This window comes from Sphingomonas floccifaciens, assembly GCF_042681125.1.
GTDB lineage: Bacteria > Pseudomonadota > Alphaproteobacteria > Sphingomonadales > Sphingomonadaceae > Sphingomonas > Sphingomonas floccifaciens.
Genome location: NZ_JBHUFC010000006.1, coordinates 536,252 through 548,717, shown reverse-complemented (window position 1 = coordinate 548,717; position 12,466 = coordinate 536,252). Strand labels below are relative to the sequence as shown.

The window sequence follows — 12,466 nt, the reverse complement described above, 5'->3', positions numbered from 1 at the left end:
GGCTCATCATCGCTTCCATCAGGCGCATGACACGCCGTATCGCAAAACTCGAATTATGAGTCGGGCTCTTACGCCGCAGTGGCGACCCGAATGGGGTGGGTTGCTGCTCTTCCACGACGATCGTGAGGTGGCGCACGGCTTCGTGCCGGGGTTCAACACACTTAACCTGTTCCGCGTGCCACAACGCCATAGCGTGAGCGAAGTGACGCGCGCGGCGCCCCATCGGCGCTATTCGATAACCGGCTGGCTGCGCTCGCGCTGACGATCGCCGCCGGCGACATACCGGCCATGCCACGGCCCCGTATCAATACGGCCTCGCCGGCTGACGCGTTGACCTGATTACGACGATTGCGGCGGAGGGCGGGTCTGTGCGGCCGTGTGTTAGTCCGCATGCGGCCTGCGATTTGTCGGATGGGATTACCGCTCCGTCCGATCTTAGAGGCGGCCAGCCCAAATCCTCGTTCTTGATGATGCCAGCATTACCACGACGGTAGTGTTGCTGCCAGCGGCTGTAAGGCGTCCTGCTGCTTGCCTCGATCGCAAATCGCAAAAGCAGAACAAAACATACCAAAAAGAGAACATAATAGCAACTAATTCCATTCCACCCCAGTTTAGGCGCAAAATCCCCGATTGAGGCAGATCATCCCCTTGCGGGTGAGGGGGGTTTCGATTACTCAAAATGCCGAGGGGCACTCTCCCGTTTTGATGTCGGGATTCGGTGGCGGCGCAGGGTCGTTTCCGAAGGCGGGAGGGCTTTGCCGCTCGTGGGGCTGAACGGGCGTGGCGGACTTCGAACTTTACGAAGGCAGTGCACTGCAGGGTGTCGATGCGAAGGGTCGCGTCGCCATCCCGGCCGACTTTCGCGCGGTGTTCGAGAAGAACAGCGACGCGCGTACCATCGTCATCGGCATCCACCCGACACTGCCCTGCCTGCGCGCCTATGACCTGACTTGGTCGCGCTTCAACTATGAGGAAATCCGCGAGGCGATGCGCAGCCCCGACGCCGACGTGCGGGCGCTGGCCGAAAAGCGGAATGCCGATTTCTCCGACGTCGATCGTGCCCCGTTCGACCCGTCGGGGCGATTCGTGCTCGATGAGTTCTTCGCGAAGGAAGCGAAGATCGAGACGCCCGGCTGGGCGTTCTTCTCCGGCGACGCGCAGACCTTCAACATCTGGAATCCCGACGTCCTGATGGCGCAGACCGAAGGCGTCAGTGCGGTCACCCGCCGCCGCTGTGCGCATCTGATGGCCAATCGCAAGGTGCGCGCATGACCGCCGCGGCACCGCATATCCCGGTCCTGCTCGATGAGGTGATTGCCGGCCTCGCCCCCACGGCCGGCGAGAAGCATGTCGATGCGACTTTCGGCGCGGGCGGCTACACGCGCGCGATCCTGGCGACGGGCGCGCATGTCATCGCCTTCGATCGCGATCCCGATGCGATCCGCGAGGGGCAGGCGGTCGTCGCCGCGGCGGACGGAGCGCTGACGCTGATCGAGGCGCCGTTCTCCGCGATGGTGGCCGAACTCGCCGCGCGCGACGTGGCGTCGGTCGACGGCGTGACGATGGACATCGGCGTGTCGTCGATGCAGCTCGATCAGGCCGACCGCGGCTTTTCCTTCCAGTCGGACGGCCCGCTCGACATGCGGATGAGCCAGTCGGGCGAGAGTGCGGCCGATTTCGTCAACACCGCCGACGAAGCCGCGATCGCTGACGTGCTCTACCTTTACGGCGAAGAGCCCAAGTCGCGCCGCGTCGCCCGCGCGATCGTCGCGGCGCGCCCGATCACGCGGACCGGCGAGCTGGCGCACGTCGTCCGCAAGGCGCTGGGGTACAAGCCGCACGACAAGAAGGACCCGGCGACCCGGACTTTCCAGGCTATCCGCATCCATCTGAACCGCGAACTGGACGAACTGGCCGATGGCCTGCGCGCGGCGGAAGCGCTGCTGCGTCCCGGCGGCCGGCTGGCAGTGGTGAGTTTCCATAGTCTGGAGGACCGCATCGTGAAGCGGTTCCTGCGCGAACGCTCCGGCGGCACCCCCGCCGGATCGCGTCACCTGCCGCAGGTTCAGGCGGTGCGGGAGCCGACGTTCGAGGCGCTGTCGAAGGCAATCCGGGCGGGTGAGGGCGAACTGGCACGCAACCCGCGTGCCCGGTCGGCGACATTGCGGGTGGCGCGGCGGACGGGCGCCGCGGCGTGGGCAGAGTGAGTTTCGGTCAAGTGAGCGTGGGGCGAGTGAGGAGCGTAGGGAAATGGCGGTAAGCGGCTTCAAGGGGTTCGGCTGGTTGCTCGGCATCGCTGTCGTGTCGCCGGCCTGCTACATGGTCTCGTCGCAGGTCGCGGCGGAGCGTGGGCGTGTCGAGGCGGTCGAGATGGCGATCCTGGATGCCAAGAAGGACATTCGCGCGCTGGAGACAGAGTTCGACACCCGCGCGAACCTGGCCCAGCTGGAACGCTGGAACGGCGACATCCTGTCGCTGTCCGCGCCGCGTCCCGAACAATATGTGTCGAGCGATGCCCAGCTCGCCTCGCTGCGCCCGATGGAGGGCGGTCAGCAGTACGCTTCGCTGGTCGTTCCCGCCGCCACCAATGTCACGCTCGCCGAAGTGAAGCCGGTCGCCCAGCCGTCGGTGAAGATCACGCTGCCCAAGACCACGCCCGTCCAGACCGCCGAAGCTCCGGTGGCGCCGCCGGTCCTGCAGAAGGCGGTCGCGAGCGCCGTCATCGCCAAGCCGCGGGTCCAGAAGGTGGCGATGGTCGACAGCGGATTGTTGAGCGACGCGACCTTCGGCGACCTCGTCTCCAGCGCGCGTCGTGAAAAGGGAACGCTGCGTTGATCGTCCTTGTCGCGCCGCAGTCGAACGACCGTCGTCGCGAAACCGGCCGGCATTCGCTGGTCGCGGTCGCCCATGTGCGACTGATGGTCCTGATGCTGCTGTTCGGCTTCGCCAACCTGACGATCATCGGCAAGCTCGGGTATCTCGCCATCTCGGCCGAGCCGGCGACGACGCGCGACGCCGCGGCGGCGCTCGTCCCGCTGCGCGGCGACATCGTCGATCGCAACGGCCAGCCGCTGGCGCGCACGATCGACGCCTGGTCGATCGGCATCCAACCGCGCAACATCATTGGCGACAAGATGGAGCTGGCGCAGAAGCTGGCCGAGGTGATGCCGGAACAGGATGCTGGCGCTTACTACCGGATGCTCAATTCCGAATCGCGCTTCGTCTATCTGAAGAAGCGCGCGATGCCCGAACTGGTCGCGGCGGTGAACGCGCTGGGCAATCCGGGCATCATCTTCGCGCGCGAGCCGGAGCGGCTCTATCCGCAGTCTAGCCTGGCGGCGCAGGCGATCGGCTATGTCAACGCCGACCGTCAGGGCGTGCGCGGCATGGAGCGTGTGCTCGACGAGCGGCTGACGGCGGACGCGACGCGTGGTCAGCCGGTCGCGCTGTCGATCGACGCGCGGGTGCAGGGCGCGCTCGATAGCGAGCTGACCCGCGCGATGGTGGCATACAAGGCGGCCGGTGCGGCAGGGATCGTCCTCGACGTGCACACCGGCGAGGTGCTGGCGATGTCGTCGCTGCCGACGTTCAACCCGAACAAGGTGATGTCGGGCGACGGCGGCATGAACAACATGACGCAGAGCCGCTACGAACTCGGGTCGGCATTCAAGCCGATCGCGATGGCGGCGGCGATCGATTCGGGTGTCGTCACCGACATGTCGCGCCGGTTCGACGCGACCCAGCCGCTCCCGATCGGCCGGTTCAAGATCAAGGACGATCACGCCATGAACCGGTGGTTGAACATCCCCGAGACGCTGATCCATTCCTCGAACATCGCGACCGCGCGCATCGCCGACCTGATGGGCCGCGAGCGGCTGGAGGCGATGTTCCGCAAGATGGGCTTCGACACTGCGCCCGATATCGAGATCGAAAAGGCGCGGCCGTTGTGGCCGACGAACTGGGGCCGGTCGACGACGATGACGACCGCTTATGGCCACGGTATCGCGGTGACGCCGCTGCATCTCGCCAGCGCCTATGCCGCGCTGGTCAATGGCGGCATCTGGCGTCCGGCGACGATGCTGAAGGTCGCTCCCGCCCATGCGCCGACCGGTCGCCGCGTCATCAGCGAGGCGACCAGCGCGCGGATGCGCCAGCTGCTGCGCCTGATCGTCACCGACGGCACCGGCAAGAAGGCCGAGGCCCCCGGCTACCGGGTCGGGGGCAAGACCGGCACCGCGGAGAAGCCCGGCGTCGGCGGCTATTCGAAGCACGTCAACGTCTCGACCTTCGCAGCGGCTTTCCCGATGGACGCACCGCGGTATGTGGTGATCGCCATGCTCGATTCGTCCCAGCGCGTTGAAGCGAACTCGTTCCAGACGACCGCGGCCTATACCGCCGCGCCGGTCGTCAGCCGTGTCATCTCGCGTACCGGCACGCTGCTGGGTGTCCAGCCGAGCCTGACCCGCGACGTCGACCTGTCCGAATTGACTCCGCTGATCTGGCACGCGCCGGGCGAAAAGACCGGACAGGTGGAGTGAGGCTCGGCGCGCTCACCGGCGGCAGCGAGGCCGACACGATCACGGGTTTCGCGATCGATCACCGCAAGGTCGCCCGCGGCACCATCTTCGGCGCATTTGAAGGTGCGCGGGTGAATGGCGAGGATTTCATTCCCGCCGCGGTCGCCGCCGGAGCGATCGCGATCGTGGCGCGACGGGGCGTGCGGGTCGACGGGGCGGTGCATATCGCCGCTGACAATCCGCGCGAGTGTTTCGCCCAGCTCGCCGCCAAATTCTTCGCACCGTTTCCGGCGACGACCGTCGCCGTGACGGGCACCAACGGCAAGACTTCGACGGTCGAACTGACTCGCCAGCTGTGGCGCTTCGCCGGCCATCATGCTGCGTCGATCGGGACGCTGGGCGTCACCACTGCGGACGACCGGGTAACGACCGGGCTGACGACGCCGGACGTGGTGACCTTCCTGTCCAACGTCGCAGGCCTCGCGCGCGAGGGGGTGAGTCATGTCGCGTTCGAGGCGTCGAGCCACGGCCTGACCCAATATCGTACCGAAGGGCTGCCGGTCCGGGCGGCGGCCTTTACCAACCTCAGCCGCGATCACCTCGACTATCACGGCGACATGGCGGCGTACTTCACGGCGAAGCTGCGCCTGTTCGCCGAAGTGGTGGCGGACGACGGGGCGATCGTGGTGTGGGCCGACGATCCAAATTCCGAACGGGTGATCGACATCGCCCATGCTCGCGGCCTGAAGCTGCTGACGGTGGGCGAGCATGGCGATACGCTGCGGCTGGTCGGGCGGGAGCCGACGTTGCTCGGTCAGCAACTGACGATGGAAGCGGATGGCGCGACGCATAAGGTCATGCTGCCGCTGATCGGCGCCTATCAGGCCGCCAATGCACTCACCGCGGCCGGGCTGGTCATCGCGACCGGCGGAAATGTCGCCGCGACGATTCAGGCGCTCGGCCGGTTGCAGCCGGTTCGGGGCCGGCTGGAGCGCGCGGTCATCACCGCCAGTGGTGCGCCGGTTTATGTCGACTATGCCCACACGCCCGACGCGCTCGACGCCGCCATCGCCGCGCTCAAGCCGCATGTCGCGGGGCGCCTGATCGTCGTGTTCGGCGCCGGCGGCGATCGTGATACCGGCAAGCGCGAGCCGATGGGCCAGGCCGCGGCACGCGGGGCGGACGTGGTGATCGTGACCGACGACAATCCGCGCTCCGAAGATCCGGCGGCGATCCGCGCAGAGGTGCTGAAGGGCGCTGTCGGCGCGATCGAAATCGGCGATCGGCGCGCGGCGATCGCGGAAGCGGTGCGGATGGCGGGCGCGCAGGATATCGTGCTCATAGCGGGCAAGGGGCACGAGCAGGGCCAGATCATCGGCGACTTGGTCCTGCCTTTCGACGATGTCCAGATCGCGCGCGAGGTCGCGGCGTGAGGCTGCTCCCATCGCCGTCATCCCTGCCCAGGCGGGGCTTGTGCGAACGTCCCCGCGCACGACCAAGACCCATCGGTGTTCCCGCGCAGGCGGGAACCCAGGGCCAAGCAACACAACAAGTGGGGGCGCTCGTGACCCTGGGCTCCCGCCTGCGCGGGAGCACCGATCGGCGTTTCGCACATGCCTCTCAACGGCGAGCAATTCTCGCTAACCTGTCGCAAGACAACGGCTGTTTGCGCCAATTTTCCCCCGTTTTTGCGGGCGTGACGGCTTATGGCGGGTTGCTATGACCTCGCCACTCTGGACTGCCTCCGAAATCGCCGCCGCAACTTCGGGCCACGCGAACACGGATTTCACCGCCACCGGCGTCACCTTCGATTCCCGCGAAGTCGGGGCCGGTGACCTGTTCCTCGCCCTGACCGGGGAGGAAACCGACGGTCACCGCTTCATCGACGGCGCGTTCGCCAATGGCGCGACGGGGGCAGTGGTCAGCCGGGACGTGACTCACCCGGCCGTGCGCGTCGCCGACACGATGGCTGCCCTCGAAGACCTCGGCCGCGCCGCGCGCGGGCGGGTCGATGCGACGATCATCGGGGTGACGGGATCGGTCGGCAAGACCGGGACCAAGGAAGCGCTTGCCGCCGCGCTGGACCGCACGATGCCCGGCCGCGTCCATTGGTCGGTCAAGAGCTACAATAATCATACCGGCGTTCCGCTGTCGCTCGCGCGCATGCCGCGCGACACCCGCTTCGGCGTGTTCGAAATGGGGATGAATCACGCCGGAGAGCTCGCGAAGCTGACCCGCATGGTCCGGCCGCATATCGCGATCGTCACCGCGATCGCGCCCGCGCATACGGCGTTCTTCTCGGGCGAAGAGGCGATTGCCGACGCCAAGGGTGAGATATTCCAGGGGCTGGAGCCCGGCGGCACGGCCATCGTGACCTTCGACAGCCCGCATCGCGACCGGCTTCTGGCCGCGGCGCGACCCCATGCGGGGCGCATCGTGACCTTCGGCAGCGGCGAGGGCGCGGACGTCCGCGCGATCGAAGCGATGCGGGTCGCGAGCGGCGGCACTTTCGTGACCGCGCGTGTCCGCAATCGCGAATTGAGCTTCACCGTCGCCCATCCCGGCGCGCATTGGGTGTCGAATGCGCTGGCGGTCCTGGCCGCGGTCGATGCGGCGGGCGGTGATCTCGGCCGCGCGGGCCTCGCGCTTGCCGATATGGGCGGGTTGCCGGGGCGGGGGCTGCGGTTCGCCGTGCCGGTCGCGGGCGGCGAGGCTCTGGTGATCGACGAAAGCTACAACGCCAATCCTAGCTCGATGCGCGCGACATTGGCGGTGCTTGCCCTGGAGGGGCATCGGCGCATCGCGGTGCTCGGCGGGATGCGCGAACTGGGCGACGACAGCGCCGCCTATCACGCCGCCCTTGCCGACCCAATCGACGAAGCGGGTATTTCCCACGCCATATTGGTCGGTGCGGAGATGCTGCCGCTCGCCCGGGCGCTTGAGGGGCGGGTCGATTTCGTCCATGTGCCCGATGCCGCAACGGCGCGCGATCGTCTGAATGACGTGCTGGCGCCGGGGGACGCGGTGCTCATCAAGGGATCGAACGGGATCGGACTGTCGGCGGTCGTCGCCGCACTCCGCACTCCCATCGCAGCAGGGGCGGGGGACTGATGCTCTATTGGATCGCCGAACAGCTCGGCTTTCCCGGAATCCTGAATCTGCTGCGCTATCTGAGCTTCCGCTCGGGTGGGGCGGTGGCGACGGCGCTCATCATCGGGCTGATCATCGGGCCGAAGTTCATCGGCTGGCTGCGGGTACGTCAGGGCAAGGGGCAGCCGATCCGGCTCGACGGGCCGCAGACGCACCTTGCCAAGGTCGGCACGCCGACGATGGGCGGGCTGCTGATCCTGACCTCGCTGACGTGCAGCGTGTTGCTGTGGATGGACCTGCGCAATCCCTATGTCTGGGCCTGCCTGTTCGTGACGCTCGGCTTCGGGATGATCGGCTTCCTCGACGACTACGACAAGGTGCGGAAGGCGAGCACCGCGGGCGTGTCGGGCCGGGTGCGGCTGATGGGCGAATTCGCCATCGCCGCGGTCGCCGCCTTCGTCATCACCCGCTTCAACGGTACCAACCTCTACGTGCCGTTCTTCAGCTATTTCTCGGTCGACCTGGGGCCGCTCTACATCGTCTTCGCGGCCTTCACGATCGTCGCGTTCGGCAATGCGGTGAACCTGACCGACGGGCTCGACGGGTTGGCGACGATGCCGGTCATCATCGCCAGCGTGACCTTCATGATCATCGTCTACCTCGCCGGTAACGCGCGCTATGCGGAATATCTCGGCATCCCGCATGTGCTGGGCGCGGGCGACCTGACGATCTTCTGCGGGGCGGTGATCGGCGGGGGACTCGCGTTCCTGTGGTACAATGCGCCCCCGGCGGCGGTGTTCATGGGCGATACCGGCAGCCTGGCGCTGGGCGGGGCGCTGGGAACGATCGCGGTGACCGCGCATCATGAGATCGTGCTGGGCATCGTCGGCGGGCTGTTCGTCGTCGAGGCGATGAGCGTCATCATCCAGGTGTTCTTCTACAAGCGCACCGGAAAGCGCGTGTTCCGCATGGCGCCGATCCACCATCATTTCGAACAGCTGGGCTGGAGCGAGCCGACCGTCGTGATCCGCTTCTGGATCATTTCGCTCGTGCTGGCGCTGGCCGGCCTGTCGACGCTGAAGCTGCGGTGATTACGAGCGCTACCTGGGCAGGGAAGCGCTACGCGGTGCTGGGGCTTGCGCGCTCCGGCGCGGCGACGGTGCGCGCGCTGGTGGCGAGCCGGGCGAGTGTTGTGGCGTGGGACGCGAATGAGGATGCGCGTGAAGCCCTCTCCCTTTGGGGAGAGGGTTTGGGAGAGGGGGCGGTGTCTCACCGAGATCAGTCCTCGCGGACGAGCCCCTCTCCCAACCCTCTCCCCGAGGGGGAGAGGGCTTTGGTGCTTGCCGACCCACTTGCCCTCGACCTCACCAGTTTCGCCGGCGTCGTCGTATCTCCGGGCGTACCCCTCAACCGCCACCCGATTGCCGCCCACGCCGGCGACGTGCCGGTCATCGGCGACATCGAGCTCTTCGCCCAGGCCCGTGCCGAACTGCCGGCGCACAGGATCGTCGGCATCACCGGCACCAACGGCAAGTCGACCACCACTGCGCTCATCGCGCATATCTGCGAGACGGCGGGTCTACCCACGCGCCTGGGCGGTAACATCGGCCTCCCGATCCTGGGGCAGGACCGGTTGCCCGAGGGCGGGGTCTATGTGCTGGAGCTGTCGAGCTATCAGATCGACCTGACCCGCAGCCTCGATTGCGACGTCGCGGTGCTGCTCAACATCACGCCCGACCATCTCGACCGCTACGACGGGTTCGAGGGCTATGCCGCCTCCAAGGCCCGCCTCTTCGCGATGCAGTCGGCGGGGCATGCCGCGATCGTCGGGATTAGCGACGAAGCTTCCGCCGTCATCGCCAGGCAGATCGCCCGTTCGGGGCGTGCCGAGGACCTGACCAAGATCGCGCCCGGCGTCTGCCTCGACCAGTCTCGCTGGCCGGCGCTGCAAGGTCCGCACAATGCGCAGAACGCGCTCGCCGCGATCGCTGCATGCGAGGCGCTGGGGATCGACGCGACTGCGATCGACCGGGGGCTGCAAAGCTTCCCCGGCCTGCCGCACCGCATGGAGCGGGTCGCGACCCGGGGCGGGGTGCTCTACGTCAACGACAGCAAGGCGACCAACCCGACCTCGACCGCGCCGGCGCTTGCCGCGTTCGACCGCATCCACTGGATCGTCGGTGGGCAGGCCAAGACCGACGATCTCGACGCGTGCCGCCCGGGCTTCGGCAATGTTGTGCAGGCCTATGTGATCGGCGAGGCGGCCCCGATGTTCGCCCGACTGCTCGAACTCGACATGCCGGTGTCCCAAAGCGGGACGCTCGACCAGGCCGTCCGCGATGCTGCCGCCAATGCGCAGGCCGGAGAGACGGTCCTGCTGTCGCCCGCGTGCGCCTCGTTCGACCAGTTCCGCGACTATGAAGATCGTGGCGCCCGTTTCCGCGCCGCCGTCGAGGCGCTACCGTGACCGACATGGCGCGAGACACTTCCCCGAAGGGCTTCCGCAGCCGCGTCGACGAACGGCTCGGCCGCGGCAATCGCGGGCCGATCGCGATGTGGTTCTGGGAGCTCGACCGCGTCCTGTTGCTGCTCGCCTTCATGCTGATCGCGATCGGTCTGATCGCGGTCGCGGCAGGGAGTCCGGCAACGGCACAGCGCTATTCGGGGCTCAACCACCAGTTGGCGCCGATGTATTATTTCTGGCGGCAGGTGATGTGGGTCGCGGTGTCGGTGCCGGTGATGCTCGCCTTTTCGATGCTGCCCCCGATCGCCGCGCGCCGGTTCGCGCTGGGTGCCTGTGCCGTGTTCGGTTTCCTGTTGCTGCTGACCCCTGTGCTAGGCGTCGAGGTGAACGGGGCGAAGCGCTGGATCGGCGGCGGCATCGCGCAGTTCCAGCCGTCCGAGTTCCTGAAACCCGTTTTCATCGTCACCATCGCCTGGATGCTCAGCCTGCGCGCGCGCGATCCGGACCTGCCGATGGTGCCGGTGACGCTGGCGATGACCGGCATCGTGGGCGCGACGCTAATGCTCCAGCCCGATTTTGGGCAGACGATCATCTTCGGCACGACCTGGCTGATCCTGCTGATGATCGCAGGCGTGAACCGCAAGGTGATCGGCGGGCTGATCGGCATGGGGGTCGCCGGTGTCGTCGCGGCGTACATATTCTACGACACCGCGCGCATCCGCATCGACAATTTCCTGTTCCCCGACCACGGCGGGCCGGGGGCGGATCACTATCAGACCGACATGGCGCACGCGACGATCACCGCGGGCGGCCTGACCGGCACCGGTCCCGGCGGGGGGACGGTGAAGTTCCGCCTGCCCGAGGCGCATACCGACTACGTCTATTCGGTGGTGGGCGAGGAATTCGGGCTTCTGGCCTGCGCGGTGATCGCAGTGCTGTTCTTCGCGATCGTGGCGCGGGTATTCGTCAAGCTGCTGGACGAGGAGGACGCCTTCCGCCTGCTCGCCGCCGCGGGGCTCGCCTCGCAGTTCGGGGTGCAGGCGACGATCAACATGGCGGTGAACACCGGTCTCGCGCCGTCGAAGGGCATGACGCTGCCTTTCATCAGCTACGGCGGGTCGTCGATGATCGCGTTGTCGATCGGCATGGGGTTGCTACTCGCCTTTACCCGGCGGAACCCGTATCTGCATCGCTCACCCTATATCGTCGGTAAGCGAAACGTCATGTCCCGACCTCGTCACTATGTCCTCGCCGCCGGTGGGACCGGAGGCCATATGGTCCCCGCCGCCGCCCTTGCCGCCGAGCTGACCCGCCGCGGTCACCGCGTAGCGCTGGTCAGCGATGAGCGCGGCGTGCGCTTTCCCGACCTGTTCGAGGGTATCCAGACGCACGTCCTGCCCGCCGGGCGCTTTGCCGGTGGACCGGTCGGCTGGCTGAGGGCGGGGCGCAAGATGCTCGCCGGCCGCGCGATGGCGCGTGAGCTGTACCGCACCTTCAAGCCCGCAGCGGTAATCGGCTTCGGCGGTTACCCTGCGCTCCCCGCGTTGCTGGCGGCGTTCGCGGAGAAGATCCCGACGATCGTCCACGAACAGAATGCGGTGCTCGGCCGCGTCAACCGGCTGGTCGCGGGGCGGGTCGCGGGCATCGCCACCTCCTACGCCGAGGTCGCGCGGCTGAAGCCTGCATATCAGGCCAAGACGCACCTCGTCGGCAATCCGGTGCGCGACGCGATCCTGGCGATCCGAGAGCGGCCATATCCGCTGCTGGACGAGGATGGAGTCTTTCGCGTACTCGTCACCGGCGGCAGCCAGGGCGCGACGGTGTTGAGCCAGGTCGTCCCCGATGGCCTCGCGCTGCTGCCCATCCATTTCCGCCGCCGGTTGCAGGTGACGCATCAGGCGCGGATCGAGGACATCGATGCGGTGCGGGCGAAATATGCCGAGCATGGCATCCCGGCCGAGACGGCGACCTATCTGCCCGATCTGCCCGAGCATCTGGCGTGGACCCATCTGGTCATCGCGCGCGCCGGCGCGTCGACGATCGCCGAGCTGACCGCCGCCGGTCGACCCGCGATCCTGGTGCCGCTGCCCAGCGCGACCGACGACCACCAGACCGCGAACGCGCGCGAGATCACCAAGTCGGGCGGCGCGCGGACGATCGCGCAGCCGGCGTTCACCGCAGCGGAGCTTGCCAAGCAGATGCAGCGCCTGGGCCTCGATACCGAAGCGCTGGCCAACGCCGCCACCCGTGCGCGCGGGTGCGGCCGGCCGAACGCCGCGCGCGATCTGGCCGATCTGGTGGAAAGCATCGATGCCCAGCCGGCCAGGCCGCCGGTCGTCATTCCCCAGCGCAAGGAGGCTTTCGCGTGAGCTGCAATCTGATCCTCCCCTGCAAG

General features: G+C 67.4%; 10 protein-coding genes and 1 pseudogene. All 11 read left to right on the top strand.

Features of this window, described 5'->3' with window-relative positions; genetic code table 11:
* A partial coding sequence (locus tag ACFSC3_RS16210; RefSeq protein ID WP_380941462.1) for a 2OG-Fe(II) oxygenase family protein occupies positions 1-262 on the top strand: 262 nt, incomplete at its 5' end.
* 518 nt (positions 263-780) lie between these two features.
* Positions 781-1,272 (top strand): division/cell wall cluster transcriptional repressor MraZ, encoded by a 492-nt coding sequence (locus ACFSC3_RS16205; protein ID WP_380941461.1) that lies wholly within the window; start codon positions 781-783, stop codon positions 1,270-1,272.
* Positions 1,269-2,207 (top strand): 16S rRNA (cytosine(1402)-N(4))-methyltransferase RsmH, encoded by a 939-nt coding sequence (gene rsmH / locus ACFSC3_RS16200; protein WP_380941460.1) that lies wholly within the window; start codon positions 1,269-1,271, stop codon positions 2,205-2,207. The genes ACFSC3_RS16205 and rsmH overlap by 4 nt, the downstream gene beginning before the upstream one ends.
* A 43-nt stretch (positions 2,208-2,250) precedes the next feature.
* A complete protein-coding gene (locus tag ACFSC3_RS16195) occupies positions 2,251-2,835 on the top strand; it encodes a hypothetical protein (RefSeq protein ID WP_380941459.1) in 585 nt (194 codons plus the stop codon).
* Positions 2,832-4,538 carry a peptidoglycan D,D-transpeptidase FtsI family protein gene (locus tag ACFSC3_RS16190; protein WP_380941458.1) on the top strand — a complete coding sequence of 569 codons (1,707 nt, stop codon included), beginning with the start codon at positions 2,832-2,834 and terminating at the stop codon, positions 4,536-4,538. The genes ACFSC3_RS16195 and ACFSC3_RS16190 overlap by 4 nt, the downstream gene beginning before the upstream one ends.
* On the top strand, positions 4,535-5,950 hold the full coding sequence (locus ACFSC3_RS16185; protein WP_380941457.1) for a UDP-N-acetylmuramoyl-L-alanyl-D-glutamate--2,6-diaminopimelate ligase: 1,416 nt from the start codon (positions 4,535-4,537) through the stop codon (positions 5,948-5,950). Before ACFSC3_RS16190 ends, ACFSC3_RS16185 begins: the two co-directional genes overlap by 4 nt.
* Before the next feature lie 286 nt (positions 5,951-6,236).
* Positions 6,237-7,628, top strand: a complete 1,392-nt coding sequence (locus ACFSC3_RS16180; protein WP_380941456.1) for a UDP-N-acetylmuramoyl-tripeptide--D-alanyl-D-alanine ligase — start codon at positions 6,237-6,239, stop codon at positions 7,626-7,628.
* Positions 7,628-8,698: a phospho-N-acetylmuramoyl-pentapeptide-transferase gene (mraY, locus tag ACFSC3_RS16175; protein ID WP_380941455.1), complete on the top strand. Its 1,071-nt coding sequence runs from the start codon at positions 7,628-7,630 to the stop codon at positions 8,696-8,698. Before ACFSC3_RS16180 ends, mraY begins: the two co-directional genes overlap by 1 nt.
* Positions 8,695-10,074 carry a UDP-N-acetylmuramoyl-L-alanine--D-glutamate ligase gene (gene murD, locus ACFSC3_RS16170; protein ID WP_380941454.1) on the top strand — a complete coding sequence of 460 codons (1,380 nt, stop codon included), beginning with the start codon at positions 8,695-8,697 and terminating at the stop codon, positions 10,072-10,074. Before mraY ends, murD begins: the two co-directional genes overlap by 4 nt.
* A gap of 5 nt (positions 10,075-10,079) precedes the next feature.
* Positions 10,080-11,276, top strand: a pseudogene (locus ACFSC3_RS16165) (FtsW/RodA/SpoVE family cell cycle protein); the annotation flags it as partial.
* A gap of 18 nt (positions 11,277-11,294) precedes the next feature.
* Positions 11,295-12,440, top strand: a complete 1,146-nt coding sequence (gene murG, locus ACFSC3_RS16160; protein WP_380941486.1) for an undecaprenyldiphospho-muramoylpentapeptide beta-N-acetylglucosaminyltransferase — start codon at positions 11,295-11,297, stop codon at positions 12,438-12,440.
* Positions 12,441-12,466: the final 26 nt, after the last annotated feature.

Bases quoted from the DNA above. Each gene is read 5' to 3' on its own strand.
- rsmH (WP_380941460.1), top strand. From the start codon at position 1,269: ATGACCGCCGCGGCACCGCATATCCCGGTCCTGCTCGATGAGGTGATT.
- ACFSC3_RS16195 (WP_380941459.1), top strand. From the start codon at position 2,251: ATGGCGGTAAGCGGCTTCAAGGGGTTCGGCTGGTTGCTCGGCATCGCT.
- ACFSC3_RS16180 (WP_380941456.1), top strand. From the start codon at position 6,237: ATGACCTCGCCACTCTGGACTGCCTCCGAAATCGCCGCCGCAACTTCG.
- mraY (WP_380941455.1), top strand. From the start codon at position 7,628: ATGCTCTATTGGATCGCCGAACAGCTCGGCTTTCCCGGAATCCTGAAT.
- murG (WP_380941486.1), top strand. From the start codon at position 11,295: ATGTCCCGACCTCGTCACTATGTCCTCGCCGCCGGTGGGACCGGAGGC.